General features: G+C 72.3%; 23 protein-coding genes. 17 read left to right on the top strand and 6 right to left on the bottom strand.

Translation table 11 applies throughout. From position 1 onward, the window contains the following. The first annotated feature begins 93 nt into the window (after positions 1-93). The 5 genes from EDF47_RS09185 to EDF47_RS09165 are packed head-to-tail and all read left to right on the top strand — an operon-like array spanning position 94 to position 7,450. Positions 94-1,335: an aminotransferase class V-fold PLP-dependent enzyme gene (locus tag EDF47_RS09185; protein WP_131844896.1), complete on the top strand. Its 1,242-nt coding sequence runs from the start codon at positions 94-96 to the stop codon at positions 1,333-1,335. Then, positions 1,332-2,426: an FAD-dependent oxidoreductase gene (locus EDF47_RS09180; protein ID WP_133938726.1), complete on the top strand. Its 1,095-nt coding sequence runs from the start codon at positions 1,332-1,334 to the stop codon at positions 2,424-2,426. Before EDF47_RS09185 ends, EDF47_RS09180 begins: the two co-directional genes overlap by 4 nt. Then, positions 2,423-3,979 carry a gamma-glutamyltransferase gene (locus EDF47_RS09175; protein WP_133938728.1) on the top strand — a complete coding sequence of 519 codons (1,557 nt, stop codon included), beginning with the start codon at positions 2,423-2,425 and terminating at the stop codon, positions 3,977-3,979. The genes EDF47_RS09180 and EDF47_RS09175 overlap by 4 nt, the downstream gene beginning before the upstream one ends. 28 nt (positions 3,980-4,007) lie before the next feature. Beyond that, entirely contained in the window at positions 4,008-6,017 is a 2,010-nt protein-coding gene (locus tag EDF47_RS09170) for a primary-amine oxidase (protein WP_133938730.1), read from the top strand. Continuing rightward, positions 6,017-7,450 (top strand): amidase family protein, encoded by a 1,434-nt coding sequence (locus EDF47_RS09165; RefSeq protein ID WP_133938732.1) that lies wholly within the window; start codon positions 6,017-6,019, stop codon positions 7,448-7,450. Before EDF47_RS09170 ends, EDF47_RS09165 begins: the two co-directional genes overlap by 1 nt. A 102-nt stretch (positions 7,451-7,552) precedes the next feature. Here EDF47_RS09165 and EDF47_RS09160 read toward each other — a convergent pair whose 3' ends face one another. After that, positions 7,553-8,248, bottom strand: a complete 696-nt coding sequence (locus EDF47_RS09160; RefSeq protein ID WP_200849186.1) for a GntR family transcriptional regulator — start codon at positions 8,246-8,248, stop codon at positions 7,553-7,555. A 110-nt stretch (positions 8,249-8,358) separates the two neighbouring features. Between EDF47_RS09160 and EDF47_RS09155 the strand changes: the two genes are divergently transcribed. The 10 genes from EDF47_RS09155 (at position 8,359) to EDF47_RS09110 (ending at position 19,119) form a co-directional block, all read left to right on the top strand. Beyond that, positions 8,359-8,859 (top strand): hypothetical protein, encoded by a 501-nt coding sequence (locus EDF47_RS09155; protein WP_131880965.1) that lies wholly within the window; start codon positions 8,359-8,361, stop codon positions 8,857-8,859. Between the two features lie 141 nt (positions 8,860-9,000). Then, a complete protein-coding gene (locus EDF47_RS09150; RefSeq protein ID WP_133938734.1) occupies positions 9,001-9,762 on the top strand; it encodes an amidohydrolase family protein in 762 nt (253 codons plus the stop codon). Next, positions 9,759-10,295, top strand: coding sequence for a hypothetical protein (locus EDF47_RS09145; protein ID WP_208320997.1), 537 nt, complete (start codon positions 9,759-9,761; stop codon positions 10,293-10,295). Before EDF47_RS09150 ends, EDF47_RS09145 begins: the two co-directional genes overlap by 4 nt. A 114-nt stretch (positions 10,296-10,409) precedes the next feature. Further along, positions 10,410-11,015 (top strand): isochorismatase family cysteine hydrolase, encoded by a 606-nt coding sequence (locus EDF47_RS09140; protein WP_133938736.1) that lies wholly within the window; start codon positions 10,410-10,412, stop codon positions 11,013-11,015. Beyond that, positions 11,008-12,399, top strand: coding sequence for an amidohydrolase family protein (locus EDF47_RS09135; protein WP_133938738.1), 1,392 nt, complete (start codon positions 11,008-11,010; stop codon positions 12,397-12,399). The genes EDF47_RS09140 and EDF47_RS09135 overlap by 8 nt, the downstream gene beginning before the upstream one ends. A gap of 110 nt (positions 12,400-12,509) precedes the next feature. Beyond that, complete coding sequence (locus EDF47_RS09130) at positions 12,510-14,090, top strand: ABC transporter substrate-binding protein (protein ID WP_166673213.1); 1,581 nt, start codon at positions 12,510-12,512, stop codon at positions 14,088-14,090. 93 nt (positions 14,091-14,183) lie between these two features. Beyond that, positions 14,184-15,254, top strand: coding sequence for an ABC transporter permease (locus EDF47_RS09125; RefSeq protein WP_133938742.1), 1,071 nt, complete (start codon positions 14,184-14,186; stop codon positions 15,252-15,254). Then, the gene (locus tag EDF47_RS09120; protein ID WP_243834037.1) at positions 15,247-17,007 is read left to right on the top strand and encodes a dipeptide/oligopeptide/nickel ABC transporter permease/ATP-binding protein; all 1,761 of its coding nucleotides are present in this window, start codon (positions 15,247-15,249) and stop codon (positions 17,005-17,007) included. The genes EDF47_RS09125 and EDF47_RS09120 overlap by 8 nt, the downstream gene beginning before the upstream one ends. Continuing rightward, on the top strand, positions 17,004-17,822 hold the full coding sequence (locus EDF47_RS09115; protein ID WP_111086467.1) for an ABC transporter ATP-binding protein: 819 nt from the start codon (positions 17,004-17,006) through the stop codon (positions 17,820-17,822). The genes EDF47_RS09120 and EDF47_RS09115 overlap by 4 nt, the downstream gene beginning before the upstream one ends. 19 nt (positions 17,823-17,841) lie before the next feature. Continuing rightward, the gene (locus EDF47_RS09110) at positions 17,842-19,119 is read left to right on the top strand and encodes an amidohydrolase family protein (RefSeq protein ID WP_133938744.1); all 1,278 of its coding nucleotides are present in this window, start codon (positions 17,842-17,844) and stop codon (positions 19,117-19,119) included. 30 nt (positions 19,120-19,149) lie between these two features. On the opposite strand, the gene EDF47_RS09105 is transcribed toward EDF47_RS09110, so the two are convergent. Together EDF47_RS09105 and EDF47_RS09100 are read right to left on the bottom strand one after the other, a co-directional pair. Then, positions 19,150-19,836: an alpha/beta hydrolase gene (locus tag EDF47_RS09105; protein WP_133938746.1), complete on the bottom strand. Its 687-nt coding sequence runs from the start codon at positions 19,834-19,836 to the stop codon at positions 19,150-19,152. Next, positions 19,833-20,483 (bottom strand): cyclase family protein, encoded by a 651-nt coding sequence (locus EDF47_RS09100; RefSeq protein WP_131844886.1) that lies wholly within the window; start codon positions 20,481-20,483, stop codon positions 19,833-19,835. The genes EDF47_RS09105 and EDF47_RS09100 overlap by 4 nt, the downstream gene beginning before the upstream one ends. A 76-nt stretch (positions 20,484-20,559) precedes the next feature. On the opposite strand from EDF47_RS09100, the gene EDF47_RS09095 reads away from it, so the two are divergent. Continuing rightward, on the top strand, positions 20,560-21,369 hold the full coding sequence (locus tag EDF47_RS09095) for an N-acyl homoserine lactonase family protein (RefSeq protein WP_166673212.1): 810 nt from the start codon (positions 20,560-20,562) through the stop codon (positions 21,367-21,369). A 42-nt stretch (positions 21,370-21,411) separates the two neighbouring features. Here the strand turns inward: EDF47_RS09095 and EDF47_RS09090 are convergent, their stop codons facing one another. From EDF47_RS09090 to ppk2, 3 genes are all read right to left on the bottom strand, one after another. Then, the gene (locus EDF47_RS09090) at positions 21,412-21,927 is read right to left on the bottom strand and encodes a DUF6611 family protein (protein WP_133938750.1); all 516 of its coding nucleotides are present in this window, start codon (positions 21,925-21,927) and stop codon (positions 21,412-21,414) included. Beyond that, positions 21,924-22,460: a hypothetical protein gene (locus EDF47_RS09085; RefSeq protein ID WP_133938752.1), complete on the bottom strand. Its 537-nt coding sequence runs from the start codon at positions 22,458-22,460 to the stop codon at positions 21,924-21,926. The genes EDF47_RS09090 and EDF47_RS09085 overlap by 4 nt, the downstream gene beginning before the upstream one ends. Positions 22,461-22,546: 86 nt before the next feature. Beyond that, entirely contained in the window at positions 22,547-23,494 is a 948-nt protein-coding gene (gene ppk2, locus EDF47_RS09080; RefSeq protein WP_131880988.1) for a polyphosphate kinase 2, read from the bottom strand. Positions 23,495-23,614: 120 nt separating this feature from the next. Between ppk2 and EDF47_RS09075 the strand changes: the two genes are divergently transcribed. Then, positions 23,615-24,616, top strand: coding sequence for an aldo/keto reductase (locus EDF47_RS09075; RefSeq protein ID WP_133938754.1), 1,002 nt, complete (start codon positions 23,615-23,617; stop codon positions 24,614-24,616). Positions 24,617-24,765 lie beyond the last annotated feature (149 nt).

Below are 24,765 nucleotides of genomic sequence, written 5' to 3'. Positions count from 1 at the left end.
CAGTATCCGGCGGTGGCGGTAATGGATACAACCTGTTTATGATGGGATCCATTGAGCGTCCGGGGGTGACGCGCACGAGGGAGGACCCGCGACATGACGATCGGTCTCGAGGACGGCACGATGGCCGCCCAGGCAGTGACGGCGATCGACGTGGCCGCCGAGCGGTCCCGCACCGCCGGCACCGCAGGGCGCCACTACTTCAACGCGGCCGGCGCGGGCCTGGTCAGCGACGGCGTCCTGGAGGCAGTGGTCACCCACCTGCGCCGGGAACAGCGGGTGGGTGGGTACGAAGCCGCCAACCAGGTCGCCGACGAGGTCGCCGGCGTCTACACCGCGGCCGCCACCCTGCTCGGGTCGGCGCCGGACGAGATCGCCCTGTTCGACAGCGCCACGAGCGGCCTGCGCGGTGTCTTCGACGCGCTGCGGCTCGGTGCCGGGGACACCGTCGTCGCACCCCGCTCCAGCTACGTCAGCCAGGCGCTCCGGTTGTTGGCCATGCAGCGGCACGACGACGTGCGGCTCGAGGTCGTGCCGAGCGACGCCACCGGTGCCATGGACCTCGAGGCCCTGGACCGCGCCGTCGCCGGAGCGAGCGGCCGTGTCGTCGTGAGCGCGGTGCACGTGCCGACCTCGTCCGGCCTCGTCGAACCGATCGCGGAGATCAGCGCCGTCGCCCGTCGCCACGGCGCCCTGACCGTCGTCGACGCCACGCAGTCCGTCGGCCAGATCGACATCGACGTGCGCGCCGTCGACTGCGACGCCCTCGTCACCACCGGCCGGAAGTTCCTGCGTGGGCCGCGCGGCACCGGGATCGCCTACCTGCGCCGCGGGATGCTCGAGGGCGTCGGTGCATGGGCGCCGGATGTCCGCGGAGCCGTCTGGACCGGCGAGGATGAGTGGACGATGGACGGCACCGCGCGACAGCTCGAGACGTGGGAGTGCTCCGTCGCCGCACGGCTCGGCCTCGGAGTGGCGCTGCGCGAGGCCCTCGACCGCGGGCCGGCGGCGACCGAGGCGCACCTGGTCGGCCTCGGCGCCCACCTGCGCACCGCGCTCGACGCCGTGGACGGCGTCACCGTGGCGGACCCGTCAGCGTCAGCGTCCGCGATCGTCACCTTCACGGTCGACGGCGTCGCCGGCAAGGAGGTCTCGGCCCGGCTCCGGCAGCGCCGCATCGACTCCATCTCCGTCCCCGCGAGCCACGCGCAGTGGGACCTGGGCGCCCGTGGCCTGCCGAGCGTCGTCCGCGTCTCGCCGCACGTGTACAACGACGACGAGGACGTCCGGGTCCTGCTCGAGGGCGTCGCGGACGTCGTCGCCGAGGTCCGCGCGTGACGGCCGTGCACGACGTCGTCGTCCTCGGACTCGGCATCCACGGATCCGCCGCCACGTACGAGCTCGCGCGCCGCGGCCTCGACGTCGTCGCGGTGGAGCGCTTCGCACCGGGGCACGAGCGCGGCTCGTCGCACGGCGCCACCCGGATGATCCGCCGCGCCTACCCACACCCGGTGTGGAACGACCTCGTCGACCGTGCGTACCGCGGGTGGGACCGCTGGGGAACCGCAGCCGGCGCGCCCTTCCTGCACCGGACCGGTGGACTGTACGCGCACCGGGGCGAGCCGACGATGCAGGGTGGGGCGAGCCTCCCGGTCGACCGCGCAGCCTGGCCGACGCTCGCGCCCTCGCTGCGTCCGCCCGAGACGTACGGCGCGGTCCACGACCCCGACGCCGGTGTGCTCGAGGCCGCGCGGGCACTCGCGTTCGCGCAGTCCGCCGCCGCGGCGGCCGGCGCCGACCTGCGGTACGGCGAGACCGTGCTCGACTGGCGGGTCGACGACGGCGTCGTCACCGTCCGGACCGACGCCGGCAGCGTCCGCGCGCGACGGCTCGTGCTCGCCGGCGGCGCCTGGGCGTCGCAGCTGGTACCCGGGGCCGCCGCGTTCTTCGAGGTCTGGCGCATCGTCACGCTCACCGCGCCGACGGGGCAGACCGTGGCGCAGCCACCCGCGCTCGGGTGCTTCTCGGTCGACCTGCCGGAGGGGCTCGTCTTCGGGCTCCCGGAGACCGCCGGATCCGGCGCGAAGATCGGCATCGACGCCGGACCCGTGTGGGACCCGGACGTGCCCGTCGCACCGCCGACCGAGGCCGAGGTCGCGCACCTGGCCGAGCTCCTCGAAGGGTTCGTCCCCGGCATCGTCACCGCCGGTGCCCAGGCAGTCGCGTGCCTGTACACGATGACCCCGGACAAGCGGTTCGTCGTCGGCGCCCTGCCCGAGCAACCCGAGGTGCTCCTCGCCGCAGCCTGCTCCGGCCACGGCTTCAAGTTCGGGCCGGCGATCGGTGCGGCCGTCGCCGACCTGGTGCAGGGCATCGACCGCCCCGACCTCGCGTTCCTCAGCCCCGCACGGATGGTGACCACCGCATGACCGCCCCAGCAGCACCCTCCACCCGACGCATCGCCGTCGCCGCACCGCACCCGGCCGCCCTCGACGCTGCGTCCGAGGCGGTCGCGGCCGGCGGGGACGCCATCGACGCCGCGCTCGCTGCGGCCACCGCACTGACCGTCGTCTACCCGCACCAGTGCAGCATCGGCGGGGACCTCGTCGCCCTCGTCAGTCGGCCAGGACGGCCCGTCGTCGCCGTGGTCTCCGCCGGCGCCGCACCGGCCGGCATCGACGTCGCGGCGCTCGCGCAGCAGGACCGGATGCCCCGGCAGGGCGCCCAGACCGTGACGGTCCCCGGCGTCGTCGCGGGATGGCAGGCGATCGACGCGCTGGGCGGCCGACTCGGGCTCGCCGACCCGTTGACCCGCGCAGCACGACTCGCGGCCGGCGGGGTCCCCGTCTCCGCCGGACTCGGCCGTGCGATCGCGGTCCGGACCGACGAGCTCCACGCCGACCCCGGGATGCGCGAGGTCTTCACCGACGACGCCGGGGCGCTCCTGGCCGAAGGCGACCCGCTCGTGCAGCCGGCGCTCGCCGCGACCCTGACCGAACTCGCTGCCGACCCGGGCGCGATGTACCGGGGACGGATCGCCGCCTCGATCACCGCTCGGCTGCGGGAGCTCGGTGGCACCCACACCGAGGCCGACTTCGCCGCGCACGACGCCGAGCTCGTCGAGCCCCGCGGCACGACGATCGGCGGTGCCCGATGGTGGGTCGCGCCGCCACCCACGCAGGGCGTCGTGCTGCTCGGGATCCTGCCGGAAGCACTCGCCGGCGGCAGTGAGCACGGCACCGCGACCTCCGCGGCCGCCGACCTCGTCGACGCCGTGCACCGTGCCGCGCTCGTCCGCCAGGCCGAACTCGGCGACCCCCGCGGCGGCTCCATCGACGTCGCAGCGATGCTCGACCCACGCGACTCCGGTCGGGTCGGCGCACTGCCCCGCGCCGGCCGTGCCCTCGGCGACACGGTCGCGGTGACCGCTGCGGACAGCGACGGCACCGTCGTCACGCTCATCCAGAGCGTCTACCAGCTCTTCGGTTCCGGCATCCTCGACCCGGGGACGGGCGTGGTGCTGCACAACCGCGGCTCCGCCTTCAGCACCGACCCCGCCCACCCCGCCCACGTCGGACCGGGCCTGCGACCGCCGCACACCCTGTTGCCGGTGATCGCCGAGACGGACGACCTGGTGCTCGGCCTCGGCTGCCAGGGCGGCAGCGCCCAGCCGTGGATCCTCGCGCAGCTCGCCCGCGACCTGGTCGCCGCCGGCAGCGATCCCGACGAGGTCCTCGGCAGACCGCGGTTCGTGATCGGTGCGCGCGACCTCGGGCACGAGGTGATGACGCTCGTCGCCGAACCCGGCTCCGAGGACGCGATCTCCGCGGCCGAGGCCCTCGGCCTGCCGGTCGCCCGCACCGACGGCCCCGTCGATGAAGCCGGGCACGTGCAGACCGTCCGCCTGCACGCCGACGGGCACCTCGACGCCGCGAGCGACCCCCGCGCGGACGGCCGCGCCGTCGTCCTCGACGCCCACTGACCGCACGATCCACCCGAGAAGGAAGCCCATGAGCAGCACCCACGTCCTCGATCCGCTGACCTCCGCCGAGATCGCCTCCTTCGTCACCGCCGTCCGTGCCTCCGGGCGCATCGGGGCCCGGCCGCGCTTCTGGGGGATCGCGCTCGACGAGGAGAAGGCCAGGGGCACGACCGCCGGTGGCGCCCGTCCGGTGCGGATCGTCGTGATGGACCCGGACGCCCACGCCGCGTGGGAGGTGCGCGGGTGGACCGCCGGCCCGGACTCGCCCGCGATCGTCGAGCTGTGGACCGACGTGGACCACCGTCGCCCCGGCGTCTCGAGTGACGAAGCACGGCTCATCGCGCAGGCCGCACGGAAGTCGCCGCTCATCATCGAGGCGCTCGCGAAGCGCGGGATCACCGACACGTCGCTCGTCTGGGTCGACCCGGAGTCGATCACCGGCTTCGTGCCCGAGGACCTCGCCGACCGCCGCCTGAGCTGGGGCACGGTCTGGTACCGCGAGTTCCCCGAGGACAACGGTTACGCACGACCCGTCGCCGGGCTCGTCCCGATCCTCGACCTCGACACCCTCGAGGTCATCCGGATCGAGGACCACGGCGTCATCCCGATGGCGAGCGAGACCGGCGTCTACACCTCCGGCACCTGGGGTCCCGACCGCGAGGTCTCCGCGCTCGACATCGTCCAGCCGAACGGTCCCGGCTTCACGATCGACGGGCACGAGGTCCGCTGGCAGAACTGGACGTTCCGCGTCGGCTTCTCGCACCGCGAGGGGCTCGTGCTGCACGACCTGTCCTACCGTGACGGCGACGTCGAGCGCCCGGTGCTGCACCGTGCGGCCGTCAACGAGATGTACGTGCCGTACCTGGACAGCGACCCGACCGCGTACCGGAAGAACTTCTTCGACTGGGGCGAGTACGGCGCCGGCCCGCTGACCGCGAGCCTCGAGCTCGGTTGCGACTGCCTGGGGGAGATCCGCTACTTCGACGTCGACTTCCTGGACGGCCACGGCGAACCGCAGACCATCGTCAACGGCATCTGCCTGCACGAGGAGGACGACTCGATCCTCTGGAAGCACGTCAACACCCGCACCGGCAGCGCCGAGGTCCGTCGCAGCCGCCGACTCGTGATCTCGAGCTTCGCGACCGTGGCGAACTACGACTACGGCTTCTACTGGTCGCTGTACCAGGACGGCTCCGTCGAGCTCGAGGTGAAGCTCACCGGCCTGATGTCGGTGTCCGGCATCGCCGACGGCGAGACCCCGCGGTACGGCCGGATGGTCGCACCGAACGTGCAGGCCCCGACGCACCAGCACTACTTCGCCGTCCGGCTCGACACCGCCGTCGACGGGCCGTTGAACCGGTTGGTCGAGGTGCACGCCGAGCCCGAGCCCGACGAGGCCCTGAACCCCTACGGCAACGCCTGCATCGCGGTCGAGACGCCGATCGGTTCCGAGGCCGACGGCGCCCGGATGACCGACCCGGCCCGCGCGCTGCACTGGCGCATCGAGAGCGAGTCCGCGCAGAACCGCTACGGCGAGAGCACGGCCTACCGCCTGGCGGTCCAGAACACCGCGCAGCTGCACGTCCGCCCGGGCAGCATCGTCGAGCGGAAGGCGCCGTTCGTCGCGAAGCACCTCTGGGCGAGCGCCTTCGACCCCGAGGAGCGCTTCATCGCCGGCGAGTACCCGAACCAGGGCGAGCTCGGCGATGACGGGGTGCACGTCTGGCAGCAGGCGGACCGGTCCCTCGAGAACGAGCGCCTCGTGCTGTGGCCCGTCCTCGGCGTGCACCACTTCCCGCGTCCCGAACAGTGGCCGATCATGCCCGTCGACACGATCGGCTTCCGGCTCGAACCGGACGGCTTCTTCGACCGGAACCCCTCGCTCGACGTCCCGCCGTCGGCGACCGACCACTGCGCGCCGGGCGCCGACCACGACCACGCGGCGCACGACCACGCGGCGCACGACCACCACACCGACGCCGCGCACGACGGGCACGTCCACGCCGAGCAGCAGCACGACCACGAGGGCGGCCGCTGATGCCCGCGCCCGAGCACACCCCGGAGCACCTCGCCGACTGGTCCGCCGTCCGCCTGGCCGACGCCGTCGCGAACCGCGAGGTGTCGGCGGTGGAGGTGATGCGCGCCCACCTGGAGCGGATCGAGGAACGCAACCCGCGCCTCCAGGCCGTCGTCTCCCAGCAGCCCGACTCGGTCTCGTTGGCCGCGGCAGAAGCGGCGGACCGCCGCACCGCCGCGGCACGCGCCGCGGGCGAACCGCTCCCGCTCCTGCACGGCCTGCCCACCGCGGTGAAGGACCTGATGGACGTCGCCGGCCTGCCGACCACGAACGGGTCGGCGGCGTTCGCCGACGCGCGCCCCGCCGAACAGGACAGCGTCCTCGCGACGCTGCTCCGCGATGCCGGCGCGATCATCATCGGCAAGACGAACACGCCGGAGATGGGCCAGGGCGTGCTGACCTTCAACCCGGTGTTCGGCACGACCGTGAACCCGTGGGACACCTCGCGGCACGCGGGTGGGTCCAGTGGTGGCGCCGCAGCGGCCCTCGCCGGGCGGATCCTGCCGATCGCCGACGGCTCCGACAGCGGCGGGAGCCTGCGCTACCCGGCCGCGTTCTGCAACGTCGTCGGCGTCCGGCCGAGCCCGGGCCGGGTGCCGAGCGGCCGGACCGGCAACGCCTGGACGCCGCACGGCGTCACCGGCCCGATGGCACGCGACTCCGCCGACGCCGCACGCTTCATGGAAGCCCTGGCCGTCGAGAAGACCGTCTGGCCGATGTCCGCCATGACGCAGCACCCGGTCCGACCGGTGGAGCTCGACGGCCTGCGCGTCGCGTGGAGCGAGGACGCCGGCGGCCTGCCGATCGACCCGGCCGTGCGTGCCGTGCACCGCGCGTTCGGCGAGCAGCTCGCCGGGCTCGGCGCGGTCGTCGAGGCGGACGAGCCCGACTTCGCGGGTGCGGACGAGGCGTGGGAGACCATCGAGACGTTCGAGTTCTTCCTGGGTGGCCGGCACGCCGTCGACGCCGGTGCCAGCGGGTTCCGTCCCGACTACGTCCGGAACGTCGAGCAGGGGCGCGCCACCACGGCGGCGCAGCTCGCCGATGCGTACGAGCGTCGGACCCGGATGTACCGGGACACGGCTGCGGTGCTCGACCGGCACGACGTGCTCGTGCTGCCGGCGACGCCGGTGGTCGCACCGCCGGCCGAGGTCGAGTGGGTCGACGAGGTCGACGGCCACCGCTTCGACCGCTACTTCACGTGGCAGATGCTCGCGAACCGGCTGACGTTGACGGCGCACCCGGTCGTGGTGACCGCGGCCGGGTTCACGCCCGAGGGGCTGCCGGTCGGCGTGCAGGTCGTCGGGCGGTACGGCCGCGAGGCCCAGCTGCTCGCGGTGACGCGCGCGATCGAGGAGGCCACCGGCTGGATCCGGCGGGCGCCGGTCCTGTAGACGGCCGGCGCGGTCCGGTCGGGAGGCGCGGGTCGACCCCGCCCCGTCGGTGCAGGGCCGCGCGGTCCGGTCTCTCGCGCCGCTTCCGCTGGTCGCGCCGGGTCAGCCGGTGAAGACGGTGGACGAGCGGCGCTCGTACCAGTGCGCCAGGTGTTCGCCGGCGCGCAGGACGTGGTCGCGCATGAGCTCGGCGGCGCGCTCGCGATCCCCGGCGACGAACGCCTCGATGAGCTCCTCGTGCTCGCGGAAGTTCTCCTCGCGGTGCCGGGAGTTCTCGCGGAGCACCAGGGCCGAGACGTTGCGCGGGAAGGCGTCGTTGATCTCGACGAGCATCCGGGTCAGCCGGGTGTTGCCGGAGGCCTGGTAGATCAGCCCGTGGAACTGGTCGTTGTCGCTGCCCTCGCGCTGCTTCGGCTGCTCGCCCTCGGCTGCGGCCAGAGAGCGCTCGTACATCGCCTGGTTCACCGAACGGAGCTGCGCGATGGTGGCGTCGTCGAGCCGGTCCACGGCGCGACGGGCTGCGAGCGACTCGAGCTCGGCGCGGACCTCGTACGCCTCGCGGACCTCCCACGGCACCGGCACCCGGACCACCGCGCCACGGTTCGGCACGACCTCGATGAGGCCGCCGGTCTGCAGCTGCCGGAGCGCTTCGCGGACCGGGGTGCGGCTGATGCCGAACTGCGCCGCGAGGTCGGCCTGACGGAGCGGTGCGCCGATGGGGATCTCGCCGGACATGATCTTCGCGCGGATCCGGGCGGCGAGGTCGTCGACGAGTGCGTTGCCGTCGCTGGTGGTCACGTCGTGGTCTCCCTCGGTACGTCGTCACAGCGAACCCCCGCTGCGGATCCAATCCTGCCAGGTGTTGGATCCCGTTGCCGTATCCGACTCGCTCGTGATTGGATCCAATCATGTCCGTGTTGCTCGTCGTCATGCTCGTCGCAGCCGTCGGTGCGCTCGGGCTCGGCATCGCTGGCGGGCGACGTGTCGGGCCGGTCGCACTCGTCGCCGAGGCGGTGATGCTCGTCGCGATGCTCGACGTCCACGTGTCGGCGCTCCACATGGTGCCGGCGCCGTTCTGGGCACTCCTGCTCGGTGGATGCGCGATGGGCACGGCTGCGGTGGACCGGTGGCGTCGCCGGAGTCGCCCCGGTGGTGACCACCTGCACGCGCTCGGGATGCTCCTCGGCGCGGTGTTCGTGCTGCTCGCAGGTGGCCATGCCGGTGCTGGTGCCGGCGCGGGGCACTCCCACGGTGCAGTGCTGCTGCCGGTCGGGGTGGCGGTCGCGGTGCACGCCGGTGTGGTGCTGTGGAACGTCGTCGGTGGCCGGGTGCCGCGGGTCGAGTCCGTGCGCCGGGCGGCGTCGCTGGTGAGCGTGCTGGCCATGGGCGCGATGGTCGTCGTGCACTGAGCCGGCGCGGCGGGGGTGCGTCGCGCCTCCAGGCTGGGTGTCTCGCACCCCAGTGCTACCAAATTGGATCCAATTCTGGCAGTATCGGATCACATGTGCGGGAGTTCCGCCCCACGAGCCGCCGACGAGGAGACGCCCACGATGATCATCGACGCCTACAACACCACGCAGGACCGCCGCGGCCGCAGTGACTACCTGAGCGGGGTGCGCCCGGGCGAGGAGCCGCCGGCGTACACGCCGTTCGACGCGAACCGGATCCTCGACCGCATGGACGCCGCGGGGGTCGACCGCGCCATGGTCTGCTCGCTCGCGCAGGGGATCGAGAACGACTTCCTCATGGACCTGGTCGCCGCGCACCCGGACCGGCTGTTCGGCTTCGGCCAGGTCATGCCGCAGTGGGAGAACGCGACCGACGAGATCCGTCGCTTCGCCGAGGGCGGGCTGGTCGGCCTGAAGCTGCACCCCAGCCTGCACGGGTACCACGTCGCCGACCACGGCCTGCTCGACCCGCTGTTCGAGGTCTGCGCCGAGCTCGGCCTGCCCGTGCTGATCAACGCACTCGACGACGCGTTCTGTGCACCGTTCTCCATCGAGGAGATCGCGAGGAACTTCCCGACGGTGCCGACGATCATCGCCCACATGGGTGCGGTGTGGAACGTGCCCGAGGCGATCATCGTCGCCGAGCGGAACCCGCACGTCTACCTCGAGACCTCGGCCACCCTGATGTCCGACGTCAAGCGGGCGTACGCGCGCCTCGGCGCGGAGAAGATCCTGCTCGGATCGGAGTGGCCGGGCAGTGACTTCGACCTCGAGCGCATGAAGATCGCCAAGGCGATCCCGGACGAGGCCGACCGGGCCCTGGTCGAGGGCGGCAACATGGCGCGGATCCTGGGCTGGTCGTGAGCGACTCGACGGGCGGGGCTCCGTCCGGCGGCAGTGACCGTCCGGTGCTCGCCGGCCCGCCGTCCGGCATGGACGCCGCGGACCAGGAGCTGCTCCGGATCGCGACGGACGTGCTCGACCGGCGGTACCGCGCGGGCGTGCACGAGGTCGCCGCAGCGCTCCGGCTCGCCGACGGGAGCGTGGTCACCGGGCTGCACGTCGAGGCATCGGCCGGTCGGGCGTCCGTGTGTGCCGAGTCGGCTGCGCTGAGTGCGGCCGTCGTCGCCGGGTCGCCGGTGGTGTCGATCGTCGGGGTGCTCCGCCGGCCGGGCGGGACGATGCACCTGATCGAGCCGTGCGGGGTCTGCGCCGAGCTCCTCGCCGACCACGCCCCCGACGCCCGGGTGTGGGTCGCGGTCGGAGACGGCTTCGGGCCCGTCGGGGTCGCCGAGCTGCTGCCGTTCCGGCGGCGGCGGAGCGCGCGGGCTGCGGCGGGCGCGGTGGCGTCGCCGTCCGCTTCGTCGACTTTCGGTTCGGCGACACCTGAGGTTTAACGCCGCCGAAACACCCCGGACCCGTGCGGTGTCGGATCCCGTCACAGAATGACGGCGACGGCGCGCACCGGTCCCCACCCGAGTGCACGATCCGTCCCGGAAGGAACCACCAGCATGCTCGCCGTCTCCGGCAACCCCGTCCTGATCGTCGTCGACATCCAGGGCGGAGCAGCCTCGACGCTGCCCACGCCCGGCATCCCCGTGATGGGCGGCCGCGCCGAACGCGCCCCGCGCGTCCGCGACCTCATCGAGCACTGCCGTGCATCGGGCGTCCCGGTCGTCTTCATCCAGGAGGTCCACAAGCCGGACCTCGTCGACATCGGCCGTGAGCTCGACGGCGCCGAGGGCCCGCACTGCATCGAGGGCGAGGAGCAGACCGAGCTCGCCTCGTGGATCGACCCTCGGCCCGAGGAGTTCGTCATCCGCAAGCGGCGCTACTCGGCGTTCTTCGGCACCGAACTCGAGATCGTGCTCAAGGCGTACAAGGCCGGCACCGTCCTGCTCGTCGGCGGACTCACCGACGTCTGCATCCACTACACGGCGGTCGACGCCCACCAGCACGACTACGCCGTCCGGGTCCTGACCGACTGCGTCGCCGGGTCCAGCGAACGCGCACACGACGCGGCGCTCGAGGCGATCGGGTACCTGCAGCGAGACGCCCTGGTGACCGCGGCGGACGTGCGCACCTGGCTCGACGAGCGGGAGCCGGCCGGTGTCTGAGTCGGTCGGCACGCCCGCGCGGATCGTCGTCGGGCACATCCGGACGATGGACCCGGCGCAGCCTACGGCCGACGCCCTGCTCGTCGTCGGGGACCGGATCGCGGCGATCGGGACGCTCGACGACGTCCGGGCAGCAGCTCCGGAGGGCACGGTCGAGGATCACGTCGAGGGCGCCGTCCTGCCGGGGTTCACCGACGCCCATGCGCACGCGCAGCGTGCCGGACTCAAAGCGCTGCAGCTCGTGGACGGCGACGCCGACGCCTCGACGTTCTCGGCCGCGATGCTCGCCGACGGCGATGCGGACCCGGACGCCCCGGACTGGATCGGTGACGCACCGCCGACGCTCGACGACCGGCTCGCCGCAATCCGCCGCATCCAGCCCCTGCTGCACGCGATGGGGTTCACCGGCGTCGTCGACCCGGCCGTCACGATGCCCGAGCTCGAGGGGTACCGGGAGGCGCACCGGCAGGGACTCCTGACCCTGCGCGTGGTCGCGATGCCCTACCCCGAGCTCGGCACCCCAGCGGTCCCCGACGTCGACGCTGCCCTGGCGGTGCTCGACTCGATCGACGGCGTGACCGGTGACGGCGACGACCGCCTCCGGCTCGGCCCGATCAAGGTCTACTACGACGGCGAGGGCATGAAGGGGCAGGCGCTGCTCGAACAGCCCTGGACCGGCGACGACCACGGCGTGCAGCGGATCTCGGCGACGGACTTCGCCCGCCTGGCGTCGTCGTGCGTGGCCCGGGGGTGGGGGCTCGGCGTCCACGCGGTCGGCAGCCGTGCGGTCGCCGAGGTACTCGACGGCTTCGAGGCGGCGGAACGGGACACGGGGCGATCGGTCGCTGGGCTCCGCTGCCAGCTCATCCACGCGTACCTCGAACCGAGCATCGCGAGCGCGGACCGTGCGGCACGCCTCGGGGTCGTAGCGTCGCTGCAGCCCTCGATCGCCTGGAAGAACGCCGCCGGGCTGCAGCGCCGACTCGGCAGTCGTGTCGACGAGGTCAACCCGATGCGGACCTGGGCCGACGCCGGCGCCACGGTCGCCATGGGCTCGGACGCGCCGTACTTCCCCTTCGATCCGCGCGAGGTGGTCCCCGTCGCCGCAGCCCGTCGGATGCGCGGCCTCGACGAGCCGATCGGCCCGGCGCAGGCGATCTCGGTGCTCGAGGCTGTCGAGGCCTACACGCGCGGTGCCGCACACGCGTCCTTCGCCGAGGATCGCCGCGGCGTGCTGCGCGACGGCGCCCTGGCGGACTGGGTGCTGCTCGACGTGGACCCGGCCGCGTGCACGGTCGACGAGTTCGCCGCGGCACGGGTCCTGCGCACCGAGGTCGGCGGCGAGACGGTCTTCCACACCTCCGCTCCATCCATCGAGATGTAATCCACTCGAAACACAGTTGGATGCGGATTGTTCTAGATTGGATCCAAGTTGGACCCGCCCCTGGGACTGACTCCCTGGCATCACCCCGAATCCCACTGGAGGACAGCACCATGGTGAGGAAGCGCATCCTCGTCGGCGTCGCGTTGGCGACCGCCGTCGGACTCTCCCTGAGCGCGTGCACCGCGTCCGGCTCCGCCGACGGCGGCGACAGCTCGTCGAGCACCGACACGATCAACGCCGAGCTCTGGTACGCCCCGGCGACCTTCGACCCGGCGAAGGCGTCGGCCAGCTCCGACGTCGAGGTCGCACGACTCGGCTTCGACACCCTGCTCCGGCAGGGCGAGGGCGACGACGGCGGCTACATCGGCGGACTCGCGACGAAGTGGGACGCCGAGTCGGCGTCGAAGTACGAGTTCACGATCCGCGACGGCGCCACGTGCTCCGACGGCACCGAGATCACGCCGACGGTCGTCGAGAAGTCCTTCGAGTACCTGGTCGGCCTCGACGACTCGGGTGCGCAGACCTGGAAGAACCAGGCCTTCGGCTCCGGCGACCCGAAGTTCACCGCCGACGACTCCGCCGGCACCCTGACGATCTCGCTCAGCGAGCCGTACTCGCAGCTGCTCGGTGGCCTGACCCGCCCCGGTACCGGCATCATCTGCCCGGCCGGTCTCGCCGACACGAAGGGCCTCGCGGCCGGCACCGTCGACGGCGCCTGGTCCGGCCCGTACACGCTCGCGAAGTCGTCCGCCGGCAAGAGCGTCTCCTACGCCCTGCGGTCCGACTACGACGCCTGGCCGGCGTGGAAGACCGTCACCGGTGAGCCGGCCAAGACGATCAACCTGACCGTGCAGGGCGACTCGAACACGAGCGCCAACCTGCTGCAGTCCGGCGGTGTCGACGTCGCACGCTTCTACGACTCGAACGCCGAGCGCTTCAGCGGCGACGACTACTCCACCGTGAAGTTCGCCAGCTCGGCCTACAACCTCGTGTTCAACGAGGCAGAGGGCTCCGGCTCGGTGTTCGCCGACGACCAGCCGCTCCGCGCCGCGGTCGCCCAGGCGATCGACACGAAGGGGTTCAACAACGCCGGTCTCGATGGACTCGGGGTCACGCAGGACACGGTGAACGCGGCGAGCTACCGCTGCGCGGTGGACGACTCGTCCCTCGTGCAGTCCTACGACGCGAAGGCCGCGACGAAGGAGCTCGCGGGCAAGACGATCCGCCTGCTCATCATGTCGAACTGGGACCCCGCCGCCGACTTCCTGGCTGAGTCGCTCCGGAACGCCGGCGCGACCGTGAAGGTCTCGGCGCCGGACCCCGCCGACTGGACGAAGCAGATGCGCACCGAGCCCAAGACGTGGGACGTCGCCGTGGCGGCCGAGGACGCGCAGACCGGCCTGATCAACACCTCGATCGCGCGCTACGTCGGTCCGACGTACGCCGAGGGCGGCACGAACGTGTCCTCGAGCGACAACCCCGAGGGACTCGCGGCCTACCAGGCGGCGATGGCCACGTCGGACGCCGACCAGCAGTGCGAGGACTTCGCCACGGCGCAGAAGTCGATCCTCGAGCGCGTCGACATGACTCCGCTCATCACGGACACGCACCGGTACGTCGCTCGCAAGGGCTTCGAGACCCACGTGTTCTCGGGCTACTGGGACGTCTCCGCGATGCGGATCGTGTCCTGATCGCCTGACCGAACAAGCAACACGCAACACGCAACACGCAACGTGCACCACAGCACCACCCCAGCCCGGACCGGAGCACCAGGAGGACCCGCGATGAGCACCACCACCGTCGACCATCTCCCCGTGCCCGGTCCGGGCACCCCCGGGTCACCGGGCACCCCGGGTGCCCCGACCGCCGCAGCACCCCGGGCCGCGAGCCTCGGCGGTGCCTGGCGCCGCTTCCTGCTCCGCCGCGCCGTCGGCCTCGTCATCAACCTGGCGTTGCTCGTCCTCGTGACGTTCCTGATCGTCCAGCTCATCCCCGGCGACCCGGCCACCGCCATCGCGGGTGACACCGCGACGCTCGCGCAGGTCGAGCTCGTCCGGCACCAGCTCGGCCTCGACCAGCCGATCTCCGTCCAGCTCTGGCACTACGTCGCCGGCGTCGTGCAGGGCGACTTCGGTGACTCGTACAAGTACCGCGCGCCGGCGATGGACATCGTCATGACGGCCGTGCCGTACACGCTGACCATCACGATCGCCGCGGTCCTCCTGCTGCTCGTCCTCGGACTCGCACTCGGCATGACCGTCGGTGTCCTCACCCGCGGCGACCGGCACCGCTGGCTCGACGTCTCGTTCTCGGCGGTCACCGGCCTGATCTCGTCGATCCCGACGTACGTGCTCGCCACCGGGTTCGTCGTCGTCTTCGCGGTCCTCCTGCACGTGCTGCCGCCCGCGTACTCACCGGCGTACGACTTCGGCGCGGCCGCGGTCCTGCCGATCGCCTCGCTCACCGTCGGCGGCACGTGCTCGGTCGCCCGCATCGTCCGCCGCGAGACCGCCGTGATCCTCGAGCAGGACTACATGCGCACCGCCCGCGGGTGGCGGCTGCCGGCGCTGTCGATCTACGCGAAGCACATGCTGCCGAACCTGCTCACCACCGCACTGACGTTGTCCGGGATCATCCTGACGGCCCTGCTCGGCTCGGCGCTCATCACCGAGGCGGTCTTCGCGTGGCCGGGCCTGGGCGGCGTCATCGTGCAGGCGATCGCGGTGGACAAGGACTACCCGGTGATCCGCGCCGCGGTCTTCGTGATCGGGCTCATCTCGCTCGTGATCACGCTCGTCATCGACATCATCCTGGGTCTCATCGACCCGCGCACCCTCGGGGAGAAGCGTGGCTGACACCATCACCGCCGTCCGGGCCGCCACCACCGACCCGGCCTCGCGCCCTCGGACCTTCGCCTGGAACGGCGGGCTGATCGTCGGACTCGCGATGTTCGGGCTGATCCTGATCGTGGCGGTCGTCGCCCCGTTCGTGTTCGGCGCCCAGGCCACGGGCATCGGCGGAACCTCCGGGCTGGGGTCCACCGCTGAGCACCCGCTCGGCACCGACACGCTCGGGCGCGACATGCTCGCGCGCACCCTGGTCGCCACCCGGGCAACGGTCCTGATGGCGCTCGCGGCCACGGCACTGTCCGCGGTGGTCGGCATCGCGCTCGGCATCGGTGTCTGGTTGGCACCACGACGGGTGCGCGAACTCGGCCTGCGGGCGATCGAGTTCGCGGTCAGCTACCCGACGATGCTCGTCGCGATCATCGTCGCCGCGATCCTCGGTCAGGGCATGGTGCAGGTCGTCGTCGCCATCGCGGTCGCGAACATCGCCGGGTTCGCCCGTCTGACCGCGAACCTGGCGGCCAGGATCTCGACCAGTGAGTACGTCACGACGGCACGCCTGATGGGGGTCCCGGCGCACCGCGTCGCGATGCGGCACGTCCTGCCGAACATGGCCGAGCCGACGCTGATCCTGATCGCCGGCGCGTTCTCCGGCGCCCTCGTCGAGATCTCCGGCCTGTCGTTCATCGGCCTCGGCGCCCAGACCCCCGCGTTCGACTGGGGCACCCTGCTCAACGACGGCCTGGACCGCATCGTGGTGAACCCCGTCGTCATCGTCGGCCCCGCGGTCGCACTGACCTTCGCATCGCTCGCCGCCCTGCTCGTCGGCGACGGGCTCGCTGCGGCCGCGAACCCGCGGTCGAACACCACACGGGCCCGGACCACCAGGGCGACCGGAGCGTCGTCGCTCGCGGTCGAGGACGACGCCGTGCTCGTCGCGGACGGCATCTCGGTGCAGCACGCTGCCAGCGGACGCGCCCTGGTCAAGGACGTCTCGTTCACCATCCGGCGGGGTGAGGTGCTCGGGATCGTCGGCGAGTCCGGTTCGGGCAAGTCGCTGACGGCCTCGCTCGTCGCCAAGCTGCTGGGTGAGGGGCTCGAGGGCTCCGCGCGACGGCTCGAACTCGGCGGTGTCGACCTGCTCGGCCGCGTGCCGGACCGGGTGCTGGCGTCCCGCATCGGGCTCGTCTACCAGGACCCGGGCACGGCGCTGAACCCCGCCATGGTGCTCGGCATCCAGTTGTCCGACGTGCTGCGGATGCGGCTGCGGCACAGCCGACGTGACGCGATCCGGCTCCTGACGCAGGGCTTCCGCGCCGTGATGCTCACCGATCCCGAGGGCCGACTGCGCCAGTACCCGCACCAGTTGTCCGGCGGGATGAAGCAGCGCGCGATGATCGCGTCGGCGATGAGCACGAAGCCCGACCTGCTCATCGCGGACGAGCCGACCACCGCCCTCGACGTCACCGTCCAGCGCGAGGTCCTGACCGTGCTGAAGCGGATGAACGAGGACTCCGGCACCGCCGTGCTGTTCATCTCCCACGACCTGGGGGTCGTCCGGGCCCTGTGCGACCGGGTCCTGGTGATGCGGAACGGCGAGATCGTCGAGCGCATCGACGACGTCGCGGGGCTCTCTCCGGACACCGTCGACCACCCGTACACGAAGCAGCTCCTCGCGGCCACCCCGGTCGTGACGGTGCGCAGAGAGTCCACCGTGCCCACGGAGTCCGCGCGCACCGAGCAGGCGGAGGCACACGCATGACCGACACCACGACGACGCGCGAACGCCGCGCAACCGACACCGGCACGGCCCCCATGATCGACGTCCGCGCCCTCGACGTCGCGTTCGGCTCGACGACCGTCCTGCACGGCGTCGACCTCCGCCTCGAGCGAGGTCGCACCGTCGGCGTCGTCGGCGAGTCCGGCTCGGGCAAGTCCACCCTCGCCAAGGTCCTGGTCGGCACCGTGAAGCCCGCCTCGGGCAGCGCCGCGGTGGACGGCGTCGACCTGACCGCGGCCGACCGGTCGACCCTGCGCGGGTACCGCCGTCGGATCCAGATGATCCCGCAGGACCCGTACTCGTCGCTCTCGCCGCGACGGACCGTCGCGCAGACCCTGGCCGAGGCGATCGACCCCGTCCGCCCCCGGGTCGCCACCCACGAGGACCGCATCGGCGGCTGGCTCGAGCGGGTCGGGCTGTCACGGGACATGATGCACCGCTACCCGCACGAGTTCTCCGGCGGGCAACGGCAGCGCATCGCCATCGCCCGCGGCCTCGTCATCGACCCGCACCTGGTCATCGCCGACGAGATCACCTCGGCGCTCGACGTCTCGGTGCAGGCGCAGATCCTGGAGCTGCTCGCCGACATCAAGGAGTCCCTCGGCCTGACGATGATGTTCATCTCGCACAACCTGGCGGTCGTGCAGCGTGTGAGCGACGAGGTCGTCGTGCTGTACCAGGGTGAGGTCGTCGAGGCCGGTCCGGTCGAGCAGATCTACGCCGATCCGCAGCACTGGTACACGCGTCGTCTCCTCGACGCGGACCCCGGTTCCGCCCGTTTCAGCCTGGCCGGCTGACCGACCCGGAAGGCCCGCTGTGGCGGCACGACTCCCGACGACCCCGCACGCCGACGGCGTGCTCCGACTGGTCGGCGCGACCCTGGTCGACGGCACGGGTGCGCCGCCCCGCGCCGACGCCGAGGTGGAGCTGCGTGACGGCGACGTCACCTACGTCGGTCCACGGCGCGCCCCGGCTGCGGACGTGCCGACGGTCGACCTGTCCGGCCGGTGGCTGCTGCCCGGCTTCGTCGACGCGCACGTGCACCTCAGCATGGTGCCGACGACGCCCGAGGAACAGCGGGCACGGTTCCCGGAGGAGCACGTGCTCGAGGTTGCCGAGGTGCTCCGGAGCACCCTGCACGCCGGCGTCACGACCGCGCGGGACCTGGACGGGCTGACCCCCGGCTACCGCGAAGCCGTCGCCCGGGGCACCGTCGTCGGTCCGCGCCTGCACCTCGCGGTCGCCATGCTCTCGCCGACCGGTGGCCACGCCGACCCGGTCCGGCCGAACGGGTCGCTGCCGGCTTGGGCCGTCCGGCCGGGCATGCCCGCGCCGGGCGTCGTAGACACCGACGAGGACGTCGTCCGGACGGTCCGCTCGCTGCTCCGCACCGGCGCCGACGCGATCAAGGTCTCCACGTCCGGTGGGGTCGGTTCGCCGACCGACGACCCGGACGACGTCGGCATCACCGAGGACCAGGTGCGGCTCGTCGTCCACCTGGTCGGCGAACGCGGCGGCCGCCCGGTCACCGCCCACGCGCTCACCGACGCCGCGGCCCGTGCCGCCGTGCTCGGCGGAGCCGCCAGCATCGAACACGGCTACGACCTGCACGACGACACCATCGCGCTCATGGTCGAACGCGGCACGGTGCTCGTCCCCACCCTCAGCACGCTCCTGCGCGAACTCGACCCGTCCACCGCCTCTGCGGAACGCCTCGCACAGCGCGCGGCACTGCACGCTCGCGGCCTCGACAGCGTGCGACGTGCCGTCGCCGCCGGCGTGCCCGTCGCGCTCGGCACCGACGCGGGTGTGCACCCGCACGGTCGGAACCTCGCCGAGCTCGCCCGCCTCGTGCAGGTCGGGCTCTCGCCGCTCGACGCGATCACGGCCGGCACGCTGCAGGGTGCCCGGCTGCTCGGTCTGGAGGCCCGGCTCGGCTCCGTCGAGCCCGGCAAGGCCGGTGACCTGGTCGTCTCGGGCGTCGACCCGCTCGCCGACGTCGGTGCGCTGGCCGGCGCTGCCAGCGTGCGCGCGGTCCTGCAGGCGGGTCGTGTGGTCAAGGACCTGGACGGACTGGTGACCACGGCCTCCTGACCGTGGCACCACCCGCGCAGCCGGCGGTGGTCAGCGCAGCGCGGCCACTGCGCGCTCGATGACGGCGACGACCCGGTCCGGAGCGGCGTGCGCGACCGCGTGGCTCGTGTCGACCTCGTCGACCACTGCACCCATCCGGGCGACGAAGTCGCGCTGGATCGCGGGCAGCAGGTGCCGGTCGCTCGTGGCGACCAGGTACCAGCTCGGGCGGGTCCGCCACGCGGGCTCGCCGGTGGGCTGCTGGAACGCGGCGTCGGCGGTGACCCGCCCCTCGGCACGTGCGGCGAGCAGCACGTCCTCCGGGACGTCCCAGGCGAGCGCCAGCCGCGACTCCTCGTCGTCCTGTGCGATCCACTCGCCGGCCGGGCCGCGGTGCATGTACTGCGAGACGAGAGCGGGTTCCCGGGTCTCGACGATCCCGGAGACCGACTCGCCCGCGTCCGGAGCGAAGGCCGCGACGTAGACCAGCCCGACGACGCGGTCGTGCGTGCCCGCGTTCGTGATGACGGCGCCGCCGTAGGAGTGGCCGACGAGCAGGACCGGGCCGTCGATGCCGTCGACCAGGGCGCGGACCGAAGCCTCGTCGTCGCGGAGCGAGGTCATCGCGTTGTCGGCGAGCGTGTACGGGATGCGGCGGTCGCGCAGGAGCGGGGCGACGGACGACCAGGTGGACGGCGAACCGCCGGCACCGTGGACCAGGACCACGTGGACGCTCATGCGTGGGTCGCCACGGCGAGGGGGAGCAGGACGGTCGGAGCGGGAGCGGCCTCGCGCCCCGCGAACGGCACCGGCTGGCAGACCATCAGGTAGTCGCCGGGCTCGACCTCGGACAGGTCCGCGTTCTCGAGGATCACGACGCCGGCGCCGCACAGGGCGACGTGTGTCGGCCACGCCTCGGTGTGCGCCGGGGCCTCCATCGTCATGTAGTCGATGCCGGCGAACCGGACCCCGCGGTCGACCAGCCACTGCGCGCCGCTCGGGCCGAGGCCGACCCACGTCTCCGACCGCTCGTTCCGGGTCAGCGCGTCGGTCGAGTTGCGCGTGCGGAACAGCACGCGCTCGGCGCCGGCCGCACCCGCCTCCTCGAGGTCGTCGGCGGTGATCTCCTCGACGACGTGTCGCAGGTCGAGGACGCGGACCGGGCCGACCACGCTCTCGAGCGCGATCTCGTCGACGGTCGTCGCACCGGGCACGAAGTGCGACGGGGCGTCGACGTGCGTGCCCGTGTGCGCACCGATCAGCCAGCGGGACACGTCCGACGGGTAGCCGTCCGCGATCTCCTCGACCATCTCGAAGGTGGGGCGCCGGCCCCAGTGCAGCATCTCGGGGGAGATGGGGATGTTGATGTCGATCGCGTCGGTCATGGCTTCCTCCCGGAACTCCGGCACAATGGATTCGGATTGGTGCAAATTGTATCCAATCGAGCCGGAGGTGCAAGGCATGGCGAAGACGTTCGACGGAGCGGTGCGGACCGGAGCTGCGCTCGGCGGTCGTCCGCGTGGGCTCGTCCCGCTCGTGCTCGGGTGGGAACCGATCCCCGAGTCGATCTCCCTGCGGGGCGGCGATCCCGCACGATTCCTCCTCGAACCCGTCACCGCTGCGGCCGTCGTCTTCGACCACGGCTGGGTGCTCCTCGACGGCGGGTTCAACGTCGACCGCGTGCGCGACCCCGAGGCGCGCGCCGCGCACTACGAGTACGAGAGCTACACGGCGGTCGTGCCGCCGGGCGACGCGCTCGCCGAGGGGGTCGCGGCTGCGGGACTGGCCTGGGACGACCTGGCGCTCTGCGCTATCTCGCACGTGCACCTCGACCACACGGGCGGCCTGCGGCTCGTCCCACCGGGCACCCCGGTCGCGCTGCAGCGACGGGAGTGGGACTGGTTGCGGAGCGGCATCGGCCGGCGGGAGACGGTCGTCGTCGACGACGTGCTCGACGCCGACGTCCGGGTGTTCCTGCTCGACGGGGACACGGAACTGGCACCCGGCCTGACCGCCCTCGACACCCGCGGACACACGCCGGGGCACCAGTCGTTCCGCGTCGACCTGCCGGATCGGACCGTGGTGCTCGCGTGCGACGCCGCCGACCTCGAGCGGAACCTCACCGAGCGGACTCCGTGCGGGTGGGTGGGGAGGGCCGGGGACGAGCTCGAGGCGCAGCGTTCGATCGACCGGCTGGCGGACCTGGCCGCCGAGCCCGGCGTCGAGGTCTGGCCCGGGCACGACCCCGAGTGGGCGGCGTGGCGGCGCTGAGCCTGCGGGTCCGAGCCAGCGGGGCACCGTGCTCGCAATGGGTCACCCTGCCCGCGGTGGTTGCTCCGGCAGCGCGGCCCACACATCGGCCCAGACCAGCTCGAACTCGACGGGCGCGAGCCGGCGCGCCCGCACCGCCCGCTCCAGGATCGAGAGCGCGTCGAGCGACCCGGCGAGGAGCCGCTCGTCGCCGTGCACCTCCGGCCGACCGTTGCCCAGGAACGTGGTCACGGTGATCGATCGCACCCGCGGCCGCAGTCGTCTGGTGGCCCGGCCGAGGACGACGAACCCCGCGGCGTACAGGGCGAGTCCGACGGGCATGCCCGCCGCCGGCACCGAGACCGCGACGACCACGACCACGAGCGCGGTGAACGCCCCGACCGCGGGCCAGACGTGCCATGCCCGGAGCAGCAGGCGTTCGCTCGTGTTCGTCCCGGGTGGGAACACGACGAGTGTCCGCGAGGTCCACATCGTGCGTCCCACCGGCCGGATCGTGTACCGGCCCCACAGGTGCGGCCCGTCGACCAGGCGGTCGCGGACGGCCGTCGCCGTGGTCACGGCTCCACCGGCAGGAGCTCGGCGCGGACGGGGACGACGTCCCGGTGCCGGACGGTCGTCAGGCAGGGGAAGCAGACCAGGTCACCATCGCGGACATCGGCCGGCAGCGGAGCCGGGAGGCGGTGGAACGGACCGTCGGCCTGACCGTCACATCGGGTGACGACGTACATCGTGGCGCGGGGAGCGGTGCTCCGGCGTCCGATCAGGCGCACCTGGTCGAGCACGGCGCAGGTCGGCAGGACCGCGTCCAGTTCCAGGAGCACCACCCCGGTGCGCGGCCGTCGGACCCGGGTGACCGACGCGACCGCGACGCTGACGTCTCGAGGGGTCCAGCCGCGCGGGCGGTAGCGCGGCGGCGACTGCTCCGCGGTGTGCACGCTCGGGGTGCCGGTCAGGTCGGCGAGCCGGACCATCGAGATCGCGGCGACCACCAGGTCGTCGGTGGTCGCCACGGTGTGGGCCGGCCACAGGACCGGGTCCATCGGATCCGGCAGGGACGCACGGAGCGTCGGCATGATCGCTGTCAGTGTCACACCGGACACGTTCCCGCGCGGACGGGCAAGGGGGAAGGTGCCCTGACGGAACCCCTACGCCCGAGCGCCGACTCCTGACGGTCCGCTCACTCGATGTCGACGTCCCGCTTGCCGCGCCGCACGATGAGCGGGTCCGGCTTGCCGATCACGTCAACCGCCTTGTCCGGGTAGTCGAACTGCGTCAGGAAGTACCGCATCGCGTTGAGTCGGGCGCGCTTCTTGTCGTTCGACCGCACGATGGTCCACGGCGCGTACCGCTTGTCGGTGCGCGTGAACATCGCCATCTTCGCCTCGGTGTAGTCCTCCCAGCGGTCGAGGGACAGCAGGTCGATGTCGGACAGCTTCCACCGGCGCACGGGGTCGAGCTGCCGCATCGCGAACCGGGTGCGCTGCTCGCGGCGGGTGACCGAGAACCAGAACTTCGTCAGGTGGATGCCGGAGTCGACGAGCATCCGCTCGAACTGCGGCACCTGGGTCATGAACGACTCGTACTCGGCGTCGTCGCAGAACCCCATCACCCGCTCGACGCCGGCGCGGTTGTACCAGGAGCGGTCGAACAGGACCATCTCGCCGGCCGACGGCAGGTGCTGCACGTAGCGCTGGAAGTACCACTCACCGCGTTCCCGTTCGCTCGGCTTGCTGAGCGCCACCACGCGCGAGGTGCGGGGGTTCAGGTGCTCCGTGAACCGCTTGATGGTGCCGCCCTTCCCCGCGGCGTCACGCCCCTCGAACAGCACGACGACCTTCTGGCCGGTGTCCTCGAGCCAGTACTGGCACTTCAGGAGCTCGATCTGCAGCTGGTACTTCGCGTACTCGTACTCCTCGCGCGGCAGCCGCTCGTCGTACGGGTAGTCGTCGCGCCACGTCAGGACGGGGTTGCCGTGCGGGTCGATGAGGTCCGGGTCGGCGGTGTGCCCGTCGGCGACGCTGTAGCCCTCGGTCCGGAGCTGCTCGATGTACTCCCGGAGTGGTTGCGAGTACGGCGCTGTGTCCACGGTGTCTCCTCTGCCCGCCGATCGGTCGGCTGGTCCCATCCTGTCCTGTGTGACCCGACAACTGCCCAACCGGACGTGTCCCTCAGGTGACCAAGCGGCTGCGTGACCCGAAGCGGTAGCGTTCTCGATGGCCTGTCCCCGACCCCGGATCGAGCAACGATGCCTGACGTCCACCTGCCTGCCGCCGACCGCTACGAGCAGCTCCCGTACCAGCGCGTGGGGAGGAGCGGCCTCATGCTGCCGCGCATCTCCCTCGGCCTGTGGAACAACTTCGGCGCCGACCGCGCACTCGCCACGCAGCGCGACATCGTGTTGCACGCCTTCGACCGCGGGATCACCCACTTCGACCTGGCGAACAACTACGGTCCGCCTCCCGGGTCGGCCGAGGAGCAGTTCGGCCGCATCCTCGAGTCGGACCTGCGTCCGTACCGTGACGAGATCGTGGTGTCGACGAAGGCCGGCTACGACATGTGGTCGGGCCCGTACGGTGACCGGGGCTCCCGCAAGTACATGCTCGCGTCGCTCGACCAGTCGCTCGGGCGCCTCGGGCTCGACTACGTCGACGTCTTCTACTCGCACCGTCCCGACCCCGAGACCCCGATCGAGGAGACGGTCAGCGCGCTCGTGACCGCGGTCCGTTCGGGCAAGGCGCTCTACGCGGGCATCTCGAACTACGACCCGGCGCAGACCGCCGCGGCAGCCGAGGCGCTCGCCGCCGAGAACATGCACCTGCTCATCCACCAGCCGCGCTACAACATGTTCGACCGGGTCCCCGAGGACGGGCTCTTCGACGAGCTCACGCGTCTCGGCACCGGTGCGATCGTGTTCTCGCCGCTGGCCGGTGGGCTGCTGACGGACCGGTACCTGGACGGTTCGGTTCCGGTGGGGTCGCGTGCGGCCGAGGGCCGCTGGTTCGGTGCGGACCGCATCGACGACGAGTACCTGACCACGGCGCGGGCGCTCAACGACATCGCTGCGGCGCGCGGGCAGACGCTCGCGCAGCTCGCGATCACGTGGGTGCTCCGGCAGCCGGCCGTCACGTCGGCGCTGGTCGGGGCATCGAGCGTCCGTCAGCTGGACGGCACGCTCGACTCGCTCGCGGGTGCCCCGCTCACCGACGAGGAGCTCGCGGCGATCGACGCACTGGTGCCGCGCGGCTGACGCACGCCGGATGCAGTGGGCGTGACCCCTGAACGGACGGGAGGCACGGTGCCAGCTGTGAACTGGTCCCGGTTTGTTGGACCGTGAAGTCAGATTAGGCCGCGAGGGCGTGAGCTCGGTATTGAACCGGGCTCATGCCCTCGAGTCGT

The organism is Curtobacterium sp. PhB190 (assembly GCF_004365385.1).
Taxonomy (GTDB): Bacteria; Actinomycetota; Actinomycetes; order Actinomycetales; family Microbacteriaceae; genus Curtobacterium.
This window is presented reverse-complemented; position numbering and strand designations above follow the sequence as displayed.